Origin of the sequence: Pseudomonas sp. 18173, assembly GCF_050432945.1 — a bacterium.
Taxonomy (GTDB): domain Bacteria; phylum Pseudomonadota; class Gammaproteobacteria; order Pseudomonadales; family Pseudomonadaceae; genus Aquipseudomonas.
The window spans coordinates 33,850-54,090 of the sequence record NZ_JBKFTN010000002.1 but is presented as its reverse complement, the minus strand read 5'-3'; the positions used below and the strand labels follow the sequence as shown (position 1 = coordinate 54,090).

The 20,241-nt window shown below is 59.4% G+C and carries 16 protein-coding genes; all 16 read left to right on the top strand.

The window, feature by feature from the left end; genetic code table 11:
- Positions 1–28 precede the first annotated feature (28 nt).
- The 16 genes from rseP to ispD all read left to right on the top strand — a co-directional run bounded on the left by rseP (position 29) and on the right by ispD (position 20,204).
- Positions 29–1,381, top strand: coding sequence for a sigma E protease regulator RseP (gene rseP, locus ACLD1X_RS02465; protein WP_429365964.1), 1,353 nt, complete (start codon positions 29–31; stop codon positions 1,379–1,381).
- 72 nt (positions 1,382–1,453) lie between these two features.
- Positions 1,454–3,844, top strand: coding sequence for an outer membrane protein assembly factor BamA (gene bamA, locus ACLD1X_RS02460; protein ID WP_429365963.1), 2,391 nt, complete (start codon positions 1,454–1,456; stop codon positions 3,842–3,844).
- A gap of 45 nt (positions 3,845–3,889) precedes the next feature.
- Positions 3,890–4,393, top strand: a complete 504-nt coding sequence (locus ACLD1X_RS02455) for an OmpH family outer membrane protein (RefSeq protein WP_008000031.1) — start codon at positions 3,890–3,892, stop codon at positions 4,391–4,393.
- 3 nt (positions 4,394–4,396) lie between these two features.
- The gene (lpxD, locus tag ACLD1X_RS02450) at positions 4,397–5,452 is read left to right on the top strand and encodes a UDP-3-O-(3-hydroxymyristoyl)glucosamine N-acyltransferase (protein ID WP_429365962.1); all 1,056 of its coding nucleotides are present in this window, start codon (positions 4,397–4,399) and stop codon (positions 5,450–5,452) included.
- Between the two features lie 108 nt (positions 5,453–5,560).
- The gene (gene fabZ, locus ACLD1X_RS02445; protein ID WP_007978374.1) at positions 5,561–6,001 is read left to right on the top strand and encodes a 3-hydroxyacyl-ACP dehydratase FabZ; all 441 of its coding nucleotides are present in this window, start codon (positions 5,561–5,563) and stop codon (positions 5,999–6,001) included.
- Positions 5,998–6,774: an acyl-ACP--UDP-N-acetylglucosamine O-acyltransferase gene (lpxA, locus tag ACLD1X_RS02440; RefSeq protein WP_429365961.1), complete on the top strand. Its 777-nt coding sequence runs from the start codon at positions 5,998–6,000 to the stop codon at positions 6,772–6,774. The genes fabZ and lpxA overlap by 4 nt, the downstream gene beginning before the upstream one ends.
- A gap of 2 nt (positions 6,775–6,776) precedes the next feature.
- A complete protein-coding gene (gene lpxB, locus ACLD1X_RS02435; protein WP_429365960.1) occupies positions 6,777–7,907 on the top strand; it encodes a lipid-A-disaccharide synthase in 1,131 nt (376 codons plus the stop codon).
- Between the two features lie 11 nt (positions 7,908–7,918).
- Positions 7,919–8,545, top strand: coding sequence for a ribonuclease HII (rnhB, locus tag ACLD1X_RS02430; RefSeq protein WP_429366206.1), 627 nt, complete (start codon positions 7,919–7,921; stop codon positions 8,543–8,545).
- A 77-nt stretch (positions 8,546–8,622) separates the two neighbouring features.
- Complete coding sequence (gene dnaE, locus ACLD1X_RS02425; protein WP_429365959.1) at positions 8,623–12,144, top strand: DNA polymerase III subunit alpha; 3,522 nt, start codon at positions 8,623–8,625, stop codon at positions 12,142–12,144.
- Positions 12,145–12,283: 139 nt separating this feature from the next.
- On the top strand, positions 12,284–13,231 hold the full coding sequence (locus ACLD1X_RS02420) for an acetyl-CoA carboxylase carboxyltransferase subunit alpha (protein ID WP_007990250.1): 948 nt from the start codon (positions 12,284–12,286) through the stop codon (positions 13,229–13,231).
- Positions 13,232–13,362: 131 nt separating this feature from the next.
- Positions 13,363–14,691 carry a tRNA lysidine(34) synthetase TilS gene (gene tilS / locus ACLD1X_RS02415; RefSeq protein ID WP_429365958.1) on the top strand — a complete coding sequence of 443 codons (1,329 nt, stop codon included), beginning with the start codon at positions 13,363–13,365 and terminating at the stop codon, positions 14,689–14,691.
- 274 nt (positions 14,692–14,965) lie between these two features.
- Entirely contained in the window at positions 14,966–16,597 is a 1,632-nt protein-coding gene (locus ACLD1X_RS02410) for a CTP synthase (protein ID WP_008019781.1), read from the top strand.
- 5 nt (positions 16,598–16,602) lie between these two features.
- The gene (gene kdsA, locus ACLD1X_RS02405; protein ID WP_093214934.1) at positions 16,603–17,448 is read left to right on the top strand and encodes a 3-deoxy-8-phosphooctulonate synthase; all 846 of its coding nucleotides are present in this window, start codon (positions 16,603–16,605) and stop codon (positions 17,446–17,448) included.
- Between the two features lie 156 nt (positions 17,449–17,604).
- Entirely contained in the window at positions 17,605–18,894 is a 1,290-nt protein-coding gene (gene eno / locus ACLD1X_RS02400; protein WP_008019783.1) for a phosphopyruvate hydratase, read from the top strand.
- A gap of 327 nt (positions 18,895–19,221) precedes the next feature.
- Positions 19,222–19,500: a cell division protein FtsB gene (ftsB, locus tag ACLD1X_RS02395; protein WP_008019784.1), complete on the top strand. Its 279-nt coding sequence runs from the start codon at positions 19,222–19,224 to the stop codon at positions 19,498–19,500.
- Entirely contained in the window at positions 19,497–20,204 is a 708-nt protein-coding gene (gene ispD, locus ACLD1X_RS02390; protein WP_429365957.1) for a 2-C-methyl-D-erythritol 4-phosphate cytidylyltransferase, read from the top strand. Before ftsB ends, ispD begins: the two co-directional genes overlap by 4 nt.
- The last annotated feature ends 37 nt before the right edge of the window (positions 20,205–20,241 follow it).

Genomic DNA, 20,241 nt, shown 5'->3' with positions numbered 1-20,241 from the left:
GCAGCGGACAGGTTTGCGGAGAAAGTAGATGAGCGCGCTCTATATGATTGTCGGCACCCTGGTTGCCCTGGGTGTGCTGGTTACCTTCCACGAGTTCGGCCATTTTTGGGTCGCGCGTCGCTGTGGGGTCAAGGTGCTGCGCTTCTCCGTTGGCTTCGGCATGCCGTTGCTGCGCTGGCACGACAAGCAAGGCACCGAGTTTGTCGTAGCCGCCATCCCGTTGGGCGGCTACGTGAAAATGCTCGACGAGCGCGAAGGTGAAGTGCCGCTCGATCAGCTTGATCAAACTTTCAATCGCAAGTCCGTTCGCCAGCGCATTGCCATCGTAGCGGCAGGGCCGATTGCCAACTTCCTCCTGGCATTGGTTTTCTTCTGGGGATTGGCAATGCTCGGCAGCGAGCAGGTGCGTCCGGTCATCGGCGCTGTCGAGTCCGGCAGTATCGCGGCCAAGGCGGGTTTGAACCCGGGCGAGGAGATCGTGGCCATTGATGGCGAAGCGACTTCCGGCTGGGCGGCGGTGAATCTGCAACTGGTTCGTCGCCTGGGTGAAAGCGGCTCGTTGCAGGTAATGGTTCGCGAACAAGGCTCCACGACCGATTCTCCTCGTGAACTTGTGCTGGATAAATGGCTTAAAGGGGCCAATGAACCCGACCCTATCCATTCGCTGGGGATTCGCCCGTGGCGTCCGGCGTTGCCACCTGTGCTGGCCGAACTCGATCCAAAGGGGCCGGCCCAGGCTGCCGGCCTGAAGACCGGCGACCGGTTGCTGGCACTCGATGGTCGTACGCTGGATGACTGGCAGCAGGTCGTCGATACCGTGCGTATGCATCCTGATACCAAAATCATGCTGCGGGTGGAGCGTGACGGTGCTCAAATCGACGTCCCGGTGACGCTGGCCGCTCGCGGCGAGAGCAAGTCACCCAGCGGTTACCTGGGGGCAGGGGTGAAGGCTGTCGATTGGCCGCCGGAGATGATCCGCGAGGTCAGTTACGGGCCATTGGCAGCGATTGGCGAGGGGGCTCGACGCACCTGGACCATGAGCGTGCTGACCCTCGACTCACTGAAGAAAATGTTGTTCGGTGAGCTCTCGGTAAAAAACTTGAGTGGACCGATAACCATTGCTAAAGTGGCGGGCGCTTCGGCCCAGTCGGGTGTTGCAGATTTCCTGAATTTCCTTGCTTATCTGAGTATTAGCCTGGGGGTTCTGAATTTGCTGCCCATTCCTGTGCTGGATGGGGGGCATTTGTTGTTTTATCTGATTGAGTGGGCGCGTGGTCGCCCCTTGTCGGATCGGGTGCAAGGTTGGGGGATACAGATCGGTATCAGTTTGGTGATCGGAGTGATGTTGCTTGCTCTGGTCAATGATCTGGGTCGTCTGTAACGTCGCTGAATTGCGAATCTGCCGCATTTTGCGGCAGTTTGTTTATTGCCAGTTGGAATAAGAAAGGACTTCATGAAACGTCTGCTGCTAACTGCGGTTCTCACCGTATTGATGATCGCCGAAGTTCACGCCGAGTCCTTCACTATCTCTGATATTCGCGTCAATGGCCTCCAGCGGGTCTCCGCGGGTAGCGTCTTTGGTGCTTTGCCGTTGAACGTCGGTGAACAGGCGGATGATCGTCGCCTGGTGGAATCCACTCGTGCGTTGTTCAAAACCGGTTTCTTTCAAGATATCCAGCTGGGCCGCGATGGCAACGTCCTGGTCATCACGGTAGTCGAGCGTCCGTCTGTCGCCAGTATCGAGATCGAAGGCAACAAGGCGATCTCTACCGAAGACCTGATGAAAGGCCTCAAGCAATCCGGTCTGGCCGAAGGCGAGATCTTCCAGCGTGCCACCCTTGAAGGTGTGCGTAACGAACTGCAGCGCCAGTACGTCGCCCAGGGTCGCTACTCGGCTACCGTCGATACCGAAGTGGTACCGCAGCCGCGTAACCGCGTTGGCCTGAAGGTCAATATCAACGAGGGTACCGTTGCAGCCATCCAGCACATCAACGTGGTGGGCAACACGGTTTTCCCCGATGAAGACCTGATCGACCTGTTCGAACTCAAGACCACCAACTGGTTGTCGTTCTTCAAGAACGACGACAAGTACGCCCGTGAAAAACTGTCCGGTGACCTGGAGCGCCTGCGTTCCTATTACCTGGACCGTGGCTATATCAACATGGATATCGCTTCGACCCAGGTATCCATTACGCCGGACAAGAAACACGTCTACATCACCGTCAACGTCAACGAAGGCGAGAAATACACCGTTCGTGACGTCAAGCTCAGCGGCGACCTGAAAGTCCCTGAAGACCAGGTCAAGTCCCTGCTGCTGGTGCAAAAAGGCCAGGTGTTCTCGCGCAAGCTGATGACCACCACCTCCGAACTGATCACCCGTCGCCTGGGTAACGAAGGTTATACCTTCGCCAACGTCAACGGCGTGCCTCAACCGCACGATGAAGATCACACCGTAGACATCCTGTTCGCAGTCGATCCGGGCAAACGTGCCTACGTGAACCGCATCAACTTCCGTGGCAACACCAAGTCCGAAGACGAAGTGCTGCGTCGTGAAATGCGTCAGATGGAAGGCGGCTGGGCTTCGACCTACCTGATCGACCAATCCAAGACCCGTCTGGAACGTCTGGGCTTCTTCAAGGAAGTCAACGTCGAGACGCCGGCCGTGCCAGGTGTCGATGACCAGGTTGACGTCAACTACAGCGTTGAAGAGCAAGCCTCCGGTTCGATTACCGCCAGCGTCGGTTTCGCCCAGAGTGCCGGCCTGATCCTCGGTGGCTCGATCACCCAGAACAACTTCCTGGGTACCGGTAACAAGGTCAGCATCGGCTTGACCAAAAGCCAATACCAGACCCGCTACAACTTCGGTTTTGTCGACCCCTACTGGACGGCTGATGGCGTGAGCCTGGGCTACAACGCCTTCTACCGCACTACCGACTACAACGATCTCGACGTCGATGTAGCGAGCTATGCGGTGGACAGCATGGGTGCTGGCGTGAGCGTCGGCTACCCGATCAGCGAGACTTCGCGTCTGACCTTCGGCCTGACTGCACAGCAGGACAAGATCAAGACCGGTCAATACACCGTCGACGAGATTTTCGACTTCGTTAACCGTGAGGGCGATCAGTACCTGAACTTCAAGGCTTCGGCCGGCTGGTCCGAGTCGACCCTGAACAAAGGCGTATTGGCGACCCGTGGTCATTCTCAAAGCTTGACGGCGGAAGCCACCATTCCGGGTAGCGACCTGTCGTTCTTCAAACTCGATTACCGTGGCCAGTTGTTCCAGCCATTGTCTGATAACTACACCATGCGCCTGCACACTGAATTGGGTTATGGCGATGGTTATGGTTCGACCGACGGCTTGCCGTTCTATGAAAACTACTATGCTGGTGGTTTCAACTCGGTTCGTGGCTTCAAGGACAGTACATTGGGTCCGCGCAGTACTCCGAGCCGTGGTGTAGGCAGTACCGGCAACCCGGGCACTCTTGCTGACCCGGATCAGGATCCGCTGCCGTTCGGTGGTAACGTCCTGATTCAAGGTGGTGCGGAGGTTCTGTTCCCGATGCCGTTCGTCAAGGATCAGCGTTCCCTGCGTACGTCGGTATTCTGGGACGTGGGTAATGTGTTCGATTCCAAGTGCGATCAGACGACCAATACCAACCCTGCGTCGAAGTCCAATACGCAGTGCAACGATATCAGCCTCAGCAACATGGCCAGCTCCGTGGGTGTAGGTGTGACGTGGGTAACGGCGCTGGGTCCTCTGAGTTTCGCGTTGGCGATGCCGGTCAAGAAACCGGATAACGCTGAGACTCAAGTGTTCCAATTTTCCCTCGGCCAGACGTTCTAAGCGTCTGACCCAAGATAACGACAATGAATTTTGTAGGAGTGCATCGTGCGTAAGTTGACTCAATTGGTTCTCCTGGCCAGCGTACTGGTCGCTGGTCCGGCATTCGCCGACATGAAAATTGCCGTTCTGAACTATCAGATGGCTCTGCTGGAGTCCGACGCGGCCAAAAAATACGCCGTGGATGCCGAGAAGAAGTTCGGTCCTCAACTGACCAAGCTCAAGACGCTGGAAAGCAGCGCCAAGGGCATTCAGGACCGCCTGATGGCCGGTGGCGACAAAATGCAGCAGGGCGAGCGTGAGCGTCTGGAGCTGGAATTCAAGCAAAAGGCCCGTGACTTCCAGTTCCAGTCCAAGGAACTGAACGAAGCCAAAGCCGTTGCCGACCGTGAAATGCTGAAGCAGCTCAAGCCGAAACTGGACAGCGCTGTGGAAGAAGTCATCAAGAAAGGTGCTTATGACCTGGTCTTCGAGCGTGGCGCAGTGATTGATGTCAAGCCTCAGTACGACATCACTCGCCAGGTTATCGAGCGCATGAATCAGCTGAAGTAATCCATGACCGTGACCATTAAGCTCGGCCAGTTGGCCGAGTTCCTCGGCGCCACGCTACGTGGCGACCCCGAGAAAGCAATTACTGGGCTAGCCACCTTGCAGGAGGCTGGCCCAGCTCAGTTGAGCTTTCTTGCAAACCCCCAGTACCGCAAGTACCTGGCAGGCAGTCAGGCGGCAGCCCTGTTGCTGAAGGCCGCTGACGCCGAAGGTCATTGCGGGGATGTGCTGGTGGTGCCGGATCCTTACGCGGCCTATGCGCGTGTTTCCCACCTGTTCGATCCCAAGCCCAAGGCCGCTGCCGGAGTTCATCCGACGGCGGTGATCGCGGCGGATGCGGTGGTCGATCCTGCGGCGAGCATCGGTGCTTTTGCGGTGATCGAAAGCGGTGCCCGGATTGCAGCCGGTACGACTGTTGGCGCGCATTGCTTCATCGGCGCTCGCAGCGTGGTGGGTGAGGGTGGCTGGCTCGCGCCGCGCGTGACCTTGTATCACGACGTTCGCGTCGGCCAGCGGGTAGTCATTCAGTCCGGTGCGGTGCTCGGCGGCGAAGGCTTCGGTTTTGCCAATGAAAAAGGCATCTGGCAGAAAATCGCCCAGATCGGTGGTGTATTGGTCGGCGATGATGTGGAAATCGGTGTGAACACCGCTATTGATCGCGGTGCCCTGGCCGATACCATCATCGGCAACGGCGTGAAACTCGACAACCAGATCCAGATTGCCCACAACGTCCAGATCGGTGACCACACCGCCATGGCGGCGTGCGTCGGGATCTCCGGCAGCACCAAAATCGGCAAGCATTGCATGCTCGCCGGTGGTGTAGGCCTGGTGGGTCATATCGATATTTGCGACAACGTATTCATCACCGGGATGACCATGGTGACCCACTCGATTACCGAGCCAGGCGCCTATTCTTCCGGTACGGCGATGCAGCCGGCAGCCGAGTGGCGCAAAAGCGCGGCACGCATTCGTCAACTCGATGACATCGCGCGACGTCTGCGCCAGCTGGAAAAGCAGGTCGGGGAAGTGACCCCTGACGGTAATGCTTCATCAGATGGCTGATACCATTTCCATATCAAGTGCGCGCAGCCGCTAGACTGCGTCCCTGATTTGCTAGTGGAGCGCGCGCCAGTCGCGCGCCCCCAATCTTTACATAGGCTTCCCCCCGAAATGATGGACATCAACGAGATTCGCGAATACCTGCCTCACCGTTACCCGTTCCTGCTGGTGGACCGGGTAGTGGAGCTGGATGTTGAAGGCAAGCGCATTCGCGCCTACAAGAATGTCAGCATCAACGAGCCGTTCTTCAATGGTCACTTCCCTGCGCATCCAATCATGCCGGGCGTATTGATCATCGAAGCGATGGCTCAGGCTGCCGGGATCCTTGGTTTCAAAATGCTCGACGTGAAACCGGCCGACGGCACGCTCTATTACTTCGTCGGTTCCGACAAGCTGCGCTTCCGCCAGCCGGTACTGCCGGGCGATCAGCTGATCCTTGAAGCCAAGTTCATCAGCTGCAAGCGTCAGATCTGGAAGTTCGAATGCCAGGCTTCGGTCGATGGCAAGCCTGTCTGCTCCGCTGAAATCATCTGTGCGGAACGCAAGCTATGAGTTTGATTGACCCTCGTGCAATCATCGATCCGACAGCCGTTCTGGCTGACGGCGTCGAGGTCGGCCCGTGGTCGATCGTCGGCGCAGGTGTGGAAATCGGCGAGGGGACAGTCATCGGGCCACACGTGATCCTCAAGGGCCCGACCCGAATCGGTAAGCACAATCGCATCTACCAGTTTTCCTCGGTGGGTGAAGACACCCCCGACCTGAAGTACAAGGGTGAGGAAACCCGCCTGGTGATTGGTAATCACAACGTCATCCGTGAAGGCGTGACGATTCACCGTGGCACCATCCAGGACCGTTCGGAAACGACCCTGGGCGATCACAACCTGATCATGGCCTATGCCCACATCGGCCACGACAGCGTCATCGGCAACCACTGCATCCTGGTGAACAACACCGCACTGGCGGGCCATGTGCATGTGGAAGACTGGGCGATCCTCTCCGGTTTTACCCTGGTTCACCAGTATTGCCACATTGGCGCCCACAGCTTCTCCGGCATGGGTACGGCGATCGGCAAGGATGTTCCTGCGTATGTCACGGTGTTCGGCAACCCGGCCGAAGCCCGCAGCATGAACTTCGAGGGCATGCGCCGCCGGGGCTTCAGCGAAGATGCGATCCACGCGCTGCGTCGCGCCTACAAGGTGGTGTACCGCCAGGGCCTGACCGTGGAGCAGGCGCTCGCCGAACTGGCCGAACCGTCGGCCCAGTATCCTGAAGTGGCAGTGTTCCGTGACTCCATCCAGTCTTCGACTCGCGGCATCACCCGCTGATCATGGCCAATCTGCGTATTGCGCTGGTAGCGGGTGAGGCTTCCGGTGACATTCTGGGTGCGGGCCTCATGCGCGCGCTCAAGGCACGTCACCCGGCCGTCGAATTCATCGGGGTTGGCGGCCCGCTGATGCAGGCCGAGGGCCTGACCCCGTACTTCCCGATGGAGCGCCTGTCGGTGATGGGGCTGGTGGAAGTCCTGGGCCGCCTGCGCGAGTTGCTGGCGCGGCGCAAAAAGCTGGTCGCCGACCTGATCGCCGCGAAGCCGGACGTGTTCATCGGTATCGATGCACCGGACTTCAACCTCAATATCGAACTCAAACTGCGCCAGGCCGGGATCAAGACCGTGCATTACGTCAGCCCTTCGGTCTGGGCCTGGCGGCAGAAACGCGTGCTGAAGATTCGCGAAGGCTGCGACCTGATGCTCACGCTGTTCCCGTTCGAAGCCAGATTCTACGAAGAGAAAGGCGTACCGGTGCGGTTCGTCGGCCATACCCTGGCCGATGCCATTCCACTCGAAGCCGATCGCGCTGCTGCACGGGCCGAACTCGGTTTGCCCGACGGGCCGCTGGTGGCGTTGATGCCCGGCAGCCGTGGTGGTGAAGTGGGCCGGCTCGGTGCGTTGTTTCTCGATACCGCGCAGCGCCTGCGGGCGTTACGCCCCGGGGTGCGGTTTGTCATGCCCTGCGCCAGTGCCCAGCGCCGCGCACAGCTTGAAGAACTGTTGGTTGGTCGCGATCTGCCGCTGACCCTGCTCGATGGACAGTCTCACCTGGCCCTGGCAGCGTGCGATGCGGTGTTGATTGCCTCCGGCACCGCAACGCTCGAAGCGTTACTGTACAAGCGGCCGATGGTGGTGGCCTATCGCCTGGCGCCGCTGACGTTCTGGATCCTCAAGCGCATGGTGAAAAGCCCCTACATTTCGTTGCCGAACTTGCTGGCCCAGCGTCTGTTGGTGCCCGAGTTGTTGCAGGACGATGCCACGGTCGAAGCGCTGGCCCAGACGTTGTCGCCGTTGATCGAGGGTGGGGAAGAGCAGACCCGCGGTTTTGACGAGATTCACCGGACCCTGCGTCTGGATGCCTCCAACCAGGCTGCGGATGCAGTGCTGAACCTGATCGGCCAAGTGAAATGAGTAAAACGAACATGCAGATGGGGCTGGATTTCACCTTGGTGGCGGAAGTCGAAGAACTGGTTGCCGGCGTCGACGAAGTCGGTCGTGGCCCGCTCTGTGGTGCGGTAGTGACGGCGGCGGTGATTCTTGATCCGAATCGCCCGATCCTCGGCCTGAACGACTCGAAGAAGCTCACCGAGGCCCGCCGCGAAAAGCTTTACGACGAAATCCGCGAAAAAGCCCTGAGTTGGTGCATCGCTCGCGCCGAAGTCGAGGAAATCGACGAATTGAATATCCTCCACGCCACCATGCTGGCCATGCAGCGCGCGGTAGCAGGGCTGCACATTCAACCGAAGCTGGCGATGATCGACGGCAACCGTTGCCCCAAGCTGCCGATGCGTTCCGAGGCGGTGGTCAAGGGCGATAGCAAGGTTCCAGCCATCGCTGCCGCGTCGATCCTGGCCAAGGTCAGTCGCGACCGGGAAATGGCCGCATTCGAATTGATCTACCCGGGTTACGGTATCGGCGGGCATAAAGGCTACCCGACACCCGTTCATCTGGAAGCGCTCGGCCGTCTTGGTCCGACGCCGATACACCGCCGCTCGTTCGCCCCGGTGCGGCTGGCGTATGAGGCGCGGGAAGGTCTCATCGAGAGTTAGTCGCGAGGCTGATTTTTTTTAGCAGGGCCCGGTACAATCCGGGCCTTGTTGTTTTCAAGTTCACAGACAGGATCACTATGCCGGCTTCATTCGTTCACCTACGCCTGCACACTGAATACTCCCTGGTCGACGGTCTGGTGCGGATCAAGCCGCTGGTCAAGACCCTGGTCGGCATGAACATGCCTGCCGTAGCGGTCACCGACCAGAACAACATGTGTTCCCTGGTCAAATTCTATAAAAACGCCATGGGTGCCGGGATCAAGCCGATCTGCGGCGCCGACCTGTGGCTGTCGAACAAGGATCCGGACAACCCGCTGAGCCGGATCAGCCTGCTGGTGATGAACGCCGAAGGCTATCGCAACCTCACCGAGCTGATTTCCCGCGGCTTTATCGATGGCCAGCGCAATGGCGCGATCATCATCGAACGCGAGTGGGTCGCTGAAGCCAACGCCGGCTTGATCATGCTATCGGCGGCCAAGGAAGGCGAGATCGGCCAGGCCATGCTCAGCGGCAACCCCGCCGAGGCCGAAACCCTGGCCCGCGAATGGATGGAAGTGTTTCCGGATCGTTTCTACCTGGAAATCCAGCGCACCAACCGCCCCAACGATGAAGAACAACTGCACGGCGCCGTGGCCCTGGCCGAGAAGCTCGGCGCACCGCTGGTGGCGACCAATGACGTGCGCTTTATCAAGCAGGAAGACTTCGCCGCCCACGAAACCCGCGTTTGCATCGGTGAGGGCCGTGCCCTCGACGATCCGCGGCGTTCGAAGAACTACAGCGATCAGCAGTACCTCAAAAGCGCCGAGGAAATGGCCGAGCTGTTCAGCGACATTCCCGAGGCGCTGGAAAACACCGTCGAGATCGCCAAACGCTGCAACATCGAAGTGAAGCTGGGTACGCACTTCCTGCCCAACTTCCCGATCCCCGATGGCATGACCATCGACGAATACTTCCGCAAGGTCTCGTTCGAAGGTCTGGAGGAGCGGCTGTCGGTACTGCTGCCCAAGGACACCACCGAAGACTACGAGACCAAGCGCCAGGTCTATGTCGACCGGCTGAATTTCGAGCTGGATATCATCATCCAGATGGGCTTCCCCGGTTACTTCCTGATCGTGATGGACTTTATCCAGTGGGCCAAGAACAACGGCGTGCCGGTCGGTCCTGGCCGTGGATCGGGTGCCGGATCGCTGGTGGCCTATGTGCAGAAGATCACCGACCTCGACCCACTGGAATACGACCTGCTGTTCGAACGTTTCCTCAACCCCGAACGGGTATCGATGCCCGACTTCGACGTCGACTTCTGCATGGACGGCCGTGACCGGGTGATCGACTATGTGGCCGAGAAGTACGGCCGCAATGCGGTCAGCCAGATCATCACCTTCGGTTCCATGGCCGCCAAGGCGGTGGTCCGCGACGTGGCGCGGGTGCAGGGCAAGTCCTATGGCCTGGCGGACCGTCTGTCGAAGATGATTCCGTTCGAAGTCGGCATGACCCTGGAAAAGGCCTACGAGCAGGAAGAGATCCTGCGCGACTTCATCAAGGTCGATGAAGAAGCCGCGGAAATCTGGGAAATGGCGCGCAAGCTCGAAGGCGTTGTGCGTAACGTCGGCAAGCACGCCGGTGGTGTGGTGATCGCGCCAACCAAGCTGACCGACTTCTCGCCGATTTATTGCGACGAGGCCGGTGACGGCCTGGTAACCCAGTTCGACAAGGACGACGTCGAGGCGGCCGGCCTGGTGAAGTTCGACTTCCTCGGCCTGCGGACCCTGACGATCATCGACTGGGCGCTGAAAACCATCAACCGTGACCGCGCCAAGGTCAACGAGCCGCCGCTGGATATTGCGTTCATCCCGCTGGACGACAAGCCGACCTATACCTTGCTGCAAAAAGCCGAAACCACGGCCGTGTTCCAGCTTGAATCCCGGGGCATGAAAGAGCTGATCAAAAAGCTCAAGCCCGACTGCCTGGAAGACTTGATCGCACTGGTGGCGCTGTTCCGTCCGGGCCCGCTGCAATCGGGCATGGTGGACGACTTCATCAACCGCAAGCACGGTCGCGCGGAGCTCGCGTACCCGCACTCGGACTACCAGTACGAAGGCCTGAAGCCAGTGCTGGCACCGACTTACGGCATCATCCTGTATCAGGAACAGGTGATGCAGATTGCCCAGGTCATGGCCGGTTACACCCTCGGTGGTGCGGACATGCTGCGTCGAGCCATGGGCAAGAAAAAACCCGAGGAAATGGCCAAGCAGCGCGGCGGCTTCATTGAAGGTTGCGCCACCAACAATATCGACGCGGACCTTGCCGGTAACATTTTCGACCTGGTGGAAAAATTCGCCGGTTACGGCTTCAACAAGTCCCACTCCGCCGCCTATGGCCTGGTGTCGTACCAGACCGCGTGGCTGAAGGCGCACTACCCGGCGCCGTTCATGGCCGCGGTACTGTCGGCGGATATGCACAACACCGACAAGGTCGTGACCTTGATCGAAGAAGTGCGGACCATGAAGCTGCGTCTCGACGCGCCGGATGTGAACACGTCCGAATTCAAGTTCACGGTGAACGACGAAGGCCGGATCATCTACGGCCTGGGTGCAATCAAGGGTGTGGGTGAAGGCCCGGTCGAGGCGATTACCGAAGCGCGTCTGGCCGGTCCGTTCAAGGACCTGTTCGACTTCTGCGCACGGGTCGACCTCAAGCGCATCAACAAGCGCACCCTCGACGGTCTGATCCGCAGCGGTGCGCTGGATCGCCTCGGGCCGTATTTCCACGATGAGCAGAAAGCCTACCAGGCCAACATCGACCGCAACCGCGCGGTACTGCTGACGGCCATGGAAGAAGCGATCAAGGCGGCCGAACAGACCGCGCGCACCCAGGACAGTGGTCACTCCGACCTGTTTGGCGGTCTGTTTGTCGAAGAAGACGCCGATGTCTATGCCAATCACCGCAAGGCCAAGGAGCTGACCCTCAAGGAACGCCTGAAAGGGGAGAAAGACACCCTCGGCCTGTACCTGACCGGTCATCCGATCGACGAATACGAAGGTGAGATCCGCCGCTTTGCCCGTCAGCGCATCATCGATCTGAAACCTGCACGTGATACCCAGACGGTCGCCGGGATGATCATTGCCTTGCGGGTGATGAAGAACAAGAAGGGCGACAAGATGGGCTTCATCACCCTCGACGACCGCTCCGGGCGGATCGAGGCCTCGCTGTTTTCCGAGGCGTTCCATTCTGCGCAATCACTGTTGCAGACCGACGCGATGGTGGTGGTCGAAGGCGAGGTCAGCAACGACGACTTCTCCGGTGGCCTGAAGTTGCGGGTCAAGCGGGTGATGAGCATGGAAGATGCGCGCACCAACCTGGCCGAAAGCCTGCGCCTGAAGCTGCATGCCAAGGATCTGAAGGGCGATCAGCTACGTTGGCTGGGTGATCTGTTGAAGCGTCACCGCGGTGCATGCCCGATCACCATGGACTACACCAGCCCTGATGCGAAGGCCTTGCTGCAGTTCGGCGAAGGCTGGCGGATCGATCCGGCGGATGCGTTGATTCAAGCCCTGCGTGACCAGTTCGGGCGAGACAACGTCTTCCTCCAATACCGTTGACGGTCAGTGCTGGCAGAATGCCCTGACCTTGACCTGAATTTTTAATCTCGACCTCAGCGCGCCTGTCCCTTAAGGTAGGGCGCGAACAGACTACCGGCCGGCCCAAGATTACTTGGGACTCGACCCAAGACGGACGCCTATGAACCCGAATTTTCTAGATTTCGAACAGCCGATCGCCGACCTGCAAGCCAAGATCGAAGAGTTGCGCTTGGTCGGTAATGACAATTCGCTGAATATCGGCGATGAGATCTCCCGCCTGCAGGACAAGAGCAAGACGCTGACCGAAGACATTTTCGGCAAGCTGACCAGCTGGCAGATCGCACGTCTGGCGCGTCACCCGAAACGTCCGTATACCCTGGACTACATCGAACACATCTTCACCGAATTCGACGAACTGCACGGTGACCGTCACTTCTCCGACGACGCCGCGATCGTTGGCGGCATTGCCCGCCTGGATGACCAGCCGGTGATGATCATCGGTCACCAGAAAGGCCGCGAAGTGCGCGAGAAGGTTCGCCGCAACTTCGGCATGCCGCGTCCGGAAGGCTACCGCAAGGCTTGCCGCCTGATGGAAATGGCCGAACGTTTCAAGATGCCGATCCTGACCTTCATCGATACCCCGGGCGCCTACCCGGGCATCGACGCGGAAGAGCGCAACCAGAGCGAAGCGATTGCCTGGAACCTGCGGGTGATGGCACGCCTGAAAACCCCAATCATCGCCACCGTGATCGGTGAGGGTGGTTCTGGCGGCGCACTGGCGATCGGTGTCTGCGACCAGTTGAACATGCTGCAATACTCGACCTACGCGGTGATCTCGCCGGAAGGTTGCGCTTCGATCCTGTGGAAAACCGCCGAGAAGGCTCCGGATGCCGCCGAAGCGATGGGCATCACCGCCGAACGCCTCAAGGGCCTGGGCATCGTCGACAAGGTGATTGGCGAGCCATTGGGTGGCGCGCACCGTGACCCGGCCGCTGCAGCCGCATCGATCCGCGCCGAGCTGAGCTCGCAACTGGCGATGCTGAAGAAGTTCGACAACGACGCGCTTCTGGCCCGTCGGTATGAGCGTCTGATGAGCTACGGTCTCTGATCTGACCTCGGCTTGAATGTGGGAGCGGGCTTGCTCGCGAAGACGGTGTGTCAGTCAACGATGATGTTGAATTTGATGGCCTCTTCGCGAGCAAGCCCGCTCCCACAGTTGTTTTGTGTGAAGTGATCGATATGAGTCAGCCCATGATTGATCTATCTGTCAGACTTCTCCTGAATCTTGCCCCGTGGCGCAATGCCACGGCCTGGCGTATCGGCTTCTCCGGCGGCCTGGACTCCACCGTCCTGTTGCACCTCCTTGCACACCTCGCAAAAACCCAATCCCTGCCGGCGTTGAGCGCCATCCATGTTCATCACGGCCTTCAGGCTGTGGCCGATGCGTGGCCGGAGCATTGTCGTTCGGTGTGCGCTGCGCTGGGCGTCCCGTTGCAGATCGTTCGCGTACAGGTGCAGCCCGGCGCCAGCGTTGAGCGAGCGGCTCGGGACGCGCGTTATCAGGCCTTCACTGAAACCGTCCAGGCCAACGAAGTGCTGCTGACCGCCCAACACCGTGACGATCAGGCGGAAACTTTGCTGTTCCGCTTGCTGCGTGGCGCCGGAGTGCGGGGTTTATCGGGCATGCCACGGCAGCGTCCACTGGGTAAGGGACTCCTGCTGCGGCCTTTGCTCGATGCGACCCGCGTCGAGCTGGAAGCCTATGCGGCGGAGCATCAATTGCGCTGGGTCGAGGACCCTTCCAATCAGGACCGACACTTCTCGCGCAATTTCCTGCGGCATCAGGTGTTCCCGGTGTTGACCTCGCGCTGGCCACAGGCGATGGCGACCATGGCGCGCAGTGCAGCGCATTTGAGCGAAGCCCTGGGGCTGCTTGATGAGTTGGCGCAGATTGACTTGAGCCAGGCACGCACCGCCGGTGAATTCGATTGGCTGGGTCTGCCGTCGCTGGAACTGGCTGCACTGGAAACACTCTCTGCAGCGCGTCAGCGCAATGCACTCAGCCACTGGCTCGAACCGCTGACCCGCCTGCCGGACACCGACCATTGGTCGGGTTGGGAGGATTTGCGTGATGCCACCGGCGATGCCTGCCCGGTGTGGCGGCTGGCCGATGGTGAACTGCATCGGTCGGGCGGGCGAGTCTGGTGGCTGTGCGGCCGCTGGCTGCGTCCGCTGCCTGCCGCCGGCGCGTGGCAGGATCCGGTTTCACCGTTGGCAATACCGGACAACGGCGTGCTTTCGATCACCGGGCAAATCCCCGATGGCCCGTTGCAGATCCGCTATCGTGAAGGGGGAGAGGTCATGGCTTTGCCGGGTCGTGGTCATCGGGACCTGAAACGTTTGCTCAATGAAAGCGGTGTACCGTCCTTCGTGCGCGGCAGATTGCCGCTGCTCTACAAAGAGGGGCAATTGCTCGCGGTAGCGAACCTCAAGGGGCTCGATGGTGGCATGACCGGCGACTGGCATTTGCATTGGCAACCACTGAACGAAGATCAAGGTTTGAGCTGAAAGGGGCTTTCCGGTAGACTACGCTCCCTTCTTGATACAACTTCTGTGGATTCGCCTGAATTGCAGGAGTTGCCGATTACCAAGCAGTCTTTGCTGGGCGATTCCAAAAAATGTGTAGCGAGCAACGAACCGGTGATTCATTTTCCGGTCTGTCCCAACGCGGCGGTTTTTTTGAAAGGTGCACTGTGATTAATGCAGGTGATCGGGGGCTTCGGCCTTCCTTCGCTTTCCCCGGCGGCTCGGACCGCTTTAACGCAGACTTCTAGGGTTTTTCATGACGCGCTACATATTCGTCACGGGCGGTGTTGTTTCTTCATTGGGGAAAGGCATTGCATCGGCATCATTGGCGGCCATCCTGGAGGCGCGGGGACTTAAGGTCACCATGCTGAAGCTGGACCCGTACATCAACGTCGACCCGGGCACCATGAGCCCGTTCCAGCACGGTGAAGTGTTCGTCACCCACGACGGCGCCGAGACCGACCTGGACCTGGGCCACTACGAGCGGTTCATCCGCACGACCATGACCCAGAACAACAACTTCACCACTGGCCGTGTCTACGAACACGTGCTGCGCAAAGAGCGCCGTGGTGACTACCTGGGCGCAACCATCCAGGTGATCCCGCACATCACCGACGAAATCAAGCGCCGCATCATCAAGGGTGCTGGCGATGCCGACGTGGCAATGGTCGAGATCGGTGGCACCGTGGGTGACATCGAGTCGCAACCGTTCCTCGAGGCGATCCGTCAACTGCGTTTCGAAGTCGGCGCCAAGCGCGCGATGCTGATGCACCTGACGCTGGTGCCGTACATCGCCACTGCCGGCGAGACCAAAACCAAGCCAACCCAGCACTCGGTGAAGGAACTGCGTTCCATCGGCCTGCAGCCTGACGTGCTGGTGTGCCGCTCGGATCACCCGATCGACATCTCGTCGCGCCGCAAGATCGCGCAGTTCACCAACGTTGAAGAGCGTGCGGTGATCGGCCTGGAAGACGCTGACACCATCTACAAGATCCCGGGCATCCTGCACTCCCAGGGCCTGGACGATTTCGTCGTCGAGCGCTTCGGCCTGCAATGCGGCGGTGCCGATCTGTCCGAGTGGGAAGCCGTGGTCGACGCCAAGCTCAACCCTGAGCACGAAGTCACCATCGCCATGGTCGGCAAGTACATGGAGCTGCTGGACGCCTACAAGTCGCTGATCGAAGCGATGAGTCACGCCGGCATCAGCAACCGTACCAAGGTCAACCTGCGCTACATCGATTCCGAAGACATCGAGAACCAGGGCACCGCGCTGCTCGAAGGCGTCGATGCCATCCTGGTACCGGGCGGCTTCGGTCTGCGTGGCGTTGAAGGCAAGATCACCGCCGTTCAATACGCTCGCGAAAACAAGGTTCCGTACCTGGGTATCTGCCTGGGCATGCAAGTGGCCGTTATCGAGTTCGCCCGTAACGTGATGGGCTGGAAAGACGCCAACTCCACCGAGTTCGATCGTGCAAGCGGTCACCCGGTCGTGGGTCTGATCACCGAGTGGGAAGATGCCACCGGCGCCGTCGAAACCCGTACCGAAACTTCCGACCTGGGCGGCACCATGCGCCTGGGCGCGCAGGATTGCCTGCTGGAGCCGGGTTCCCTGGTTCACGGTTGCTACGGCAAGGACGTGATTGTCGAGCGTCATCGTCATCGCTATGAAGTGAACAACAACCTGCTGCCGCAAATCATGGAAGCCGGTTTGAAAATCTCCGGTCGTTCCGGTGATGGCGCACTGGTTGAAGTGGTTGAAGCTCCGGATCACCCATGGTTCGTCGCTTGCCAGTTCCACCCTGAGTTCACCTCGACGCCACGCGACGGTCACCCGCTGTTCAGCGGTTTCGTCAAGGCAGCGTTGGCTCAACACCAGAAGAAGGCGTAACCCCGATGGCACAGAAGATCATCCGCGTCGGCGACATCGAGATTGCCAACGACAAACCCATGGTGCTGTTCGGCGGCATGAACGTGCTGGAAAGCCGTGACATGGCCATGCAGGTTTGCGAAGAGTATGTGAAGGTCACCGAAAAGCTCGGTATCCCTTACGTGTTCAAGGCCAGTTTCGACAAGGCCAACCGGTCTTCTGTGACCTCCTATCGTGGTCCTGGCCTGGAAGAAGGCATGCGCATCTTCCAGGACATCAAGCAAGCCTTCGGCGTGCCGATCATCACCGACGTCCACGAGCCTGACCAGGCCGCGGTCGTCGCTGAAGTCTGCGACATCATCCAGTTGCCGGCCTTCCTGTCGCGCCAGACCGACCTCGTGGTCGCGATGGCCAGGACGGGCGCGGTGATCAACATCAAGAAAGCCCAATTCCTCGCGCCTCAGGAAATGAAACACATCCTGAACAAGTGCGTGGAAGCGGGTAACGATCAGTTGATCCTCTGCGAGCGCGGTTCGAGCTTCGGCTACAACAACCTGGTTGTCGACATGCTCGGCTTCGGCATCATGAAGCAGTTCGAATACCCGGTGTTCTTCGACGTGACCCATGCCCTGCAAATGCCGGGCGGTCGCGCTGATTCCGCTGGCGGTCGTCGCGCTCAGGTGCTCGATCTGGCGAAAGCCGGCATGAGCCAGTCCCTGGCCGGTCTGTTTCTGGAAGCCCACCCGGATCCGGACAACGCCAAATGCGATGGTCCTTGCGCCTTGCGCCTGGACAAACTGGAGCCATTCCTGGCCCAGCTCAAAGCTCTGGACGAGCTGGTGAAGAGTTTTCCGACGGTAGAAACCGCGTAATCCTCAATTCTCCGGTAAAGTACCGCACGATTTAACGCTCAGGCCCCCGGGCCTGAGCCTTGTCGTCTGCAAGACTGCCTGCTGCACCTCGCTTGCCGACGACTCAAGATTTCCTACAGCTGCGTCGTTTTCGTCAACTTTGGAGTGTTTACAACAATGGCTAAAATCGTCGACATCAAAGGTCGTGAAGTTCTCGACTCCCGTGGCAATCCCACCGTGGAAGCGGACGTGCTTCTCGACAACGGCATCATCGGCAGTGCCTGTGCGCCGTCCGGTGCTTCCACTGGCTCGCGTGAAGCGCTCGAGCTGCGTGATGGCGACAAGAGCCGTTACCTGGGCAAGGGCGTCCTCAAGGCCGTGGCCAACATCAACGGTCCGATCCGTGACCTGTTGAAAGGCATGGACCCAAGCGACCAGAAAGCGCTCGATCTGGCAATGATCAAGCTCGACGGCACCGAAAACAAAGGCTCCCTGGGCGCCAACGCGATCCTCGCCGTTTCCCTGGCCGCGGCCAAGGCAGCAGCACAGGACCAGGACCTGCCGCTGTACGCTCACATCGCCAACCTCAATGGCACCCCGGGTGTCTACTCGATGCCGGTTCCGATGATGAACATCATCAACGGCGGCGAGCACGCCGATAACAACGTCGACATCCAGGAGTTCATGGTTCAGCCGGTTGGCGCCAAGTCCTTCTCGGAAGGCCTGCGCATGGGCACCGAGATTTTCCATCACCTCAAAGCCGTGCTGAAGGCCCGTGGCCTGAGCACTGCCGTTGGTGACGAAGGTGGTTTCGCGCCGAACCTGGCTTCCAACGAAGACGCACTGAAAGTCATCTCCGAAGCCGTGGCCAACGCCGGTTACAAGCTGGGCACCGACGTGACCCTGGCCCTGGACTGCGCGGCCAGCGAATTCTACGAAGACGGCAAGTACAACCTGTCCGGCGAAGGCCAGGTGTTCACTGCCGAAGGTTTCGCTGACTACCTCAAAGGCCTGACCGAGCGTTACCCGATCATCTCCATCGAAGATGGCCTGGACGAGTCCGACTGGGCTGGCTGGAAGATCCTCACCGACAAGATCGGCGAGAAGACCCAACTGGTAGGCGACGACCTGTTCGTGACCAACACCAAGATCCTGAAAGAAGGCATCGACAAAAAGATCGCCAACTCGATCCTGATCAAGTTCAACCAGATCGGCACCCTGACCGAAACCCTGGAAGCCATCCAGATGGCCAAGGCTGCCGGTTACACTGCCGTGATCTCGCACCGCTCCGGCGAAACCGAAGATTCGACCATTGCCGACCTGGCTGTTGGTACTTCGGCTGGCCAGATCAAGACCGGTTCCCTGTGCCGTTCCGACCGCGTTTCCAAGTACAACCAACTGCTGCGTATCGAAGAGCAGTTGAACGGCAAAGCCAAGTACAACGGTCGCGGTGAATTCCGCGGTTGATAGAGTGCCGTGCCTCGCCAATACTGCTCATTTTTGACGGTGCCTGTTGTCGTCATACTGCGTTGCCGCTTCTCGCCATAGCCAGCTATGACTCGTCGCGGCGCCTTGTCTGACAACAACAGTCACTCGTCAAAAAGGAGCGTATTGGTGAGGCACGGCACTGCTTGGAAAAAAAGACACCGGATTGTGTCGGAAAAATCGCTACAGCGACGTTTTTGCCACTAATCTGATGCCTTATAAGCACAAGCCTGGTTCTTCCAGGCTTCGTGCTATCAGTAGCTTCACGTTTGGCATGGCTGTCTTTTTTCACTGGAAACCTGATATTCGATGCGCAGTCCCAATTGGTTGTTCCTCGTCTTGCTCCTGCTGCTGGCTGGCCTGCAATACCGCCTGTGGGTGGGTAATGGCAGCCTGGCGCAAGTGGCCGACCTGACTCAGCAGATCGCGGATCAGCAGGCCGAGAACCAGACATTGCTGGAGCGCAACCGGGTGATGGACGCTGAAGTCAGCGAGTTGAAGAAGGGCATGGAGACCGTTGAAGAACGGGCTCGCCATGAGTTGGGCATGGTCAAGGACGGTGAAACCCTTTACCAGTTGGCCCAATGATCAAGTCGTTACCGGCCTTCTGGGCCGTGATTCCTGCCGCGGGCGTCGGTGCCCGTATGGCCGCGGACCGTCCCAAGCAATACTTGCAACTGGGCGGGCGCACTATTCTCGAACACAGCCTTGGCTGTTTTCTTGATCATCCAGGCCTGAAAGGTCTGGTGGTCAGTCTTGCTGTAGACGATCCTTATTGGCCGAACCTGGCGTGTGCCAGTGATCCGCGGATTACCCGGGTCGAGGGCGGTTCCGAGCGCTCAGGGTCGGTGCTCAATGCGTTGCTGCATTTGCATGCGCAGGGCGCTGATGATGAGGATTGGGTGCTGGTTCACGATGCCGCACGGCCGAATCTGAGTCGTGACGACCTGGACAAGCTGCTGGCTGAGCTGGCTGACGATCCTGTCGGCGGACTGCTGGCGATCCCGGCGCGGGATACGCTCAAGCGCGTCGACAAACAGGGTCGTGTGGTCGAAACCGTGGATCGCAGCGTGATCTGGCAAGCCTACACGCCGCAGATGTTCCGCCTTGGGGCGTTGCATCGGGCATTGGCGGACAGTCTGGTGGCTGACGCGGTGGTTACCGATGAGGCGTCGGCCATGGAGTGGGCGGGTTCGGCACCACGCTTGATTGAAGGGCGAGCTGACAACCTCAAGGTCACTCGGCCCGAGGATCTGGACTGGTTGCGCCAACGCTGGGCCAATCGTCGCTGAGTTCCTTGTTTACCTTTCTACCGCCATCGCGAGCCTG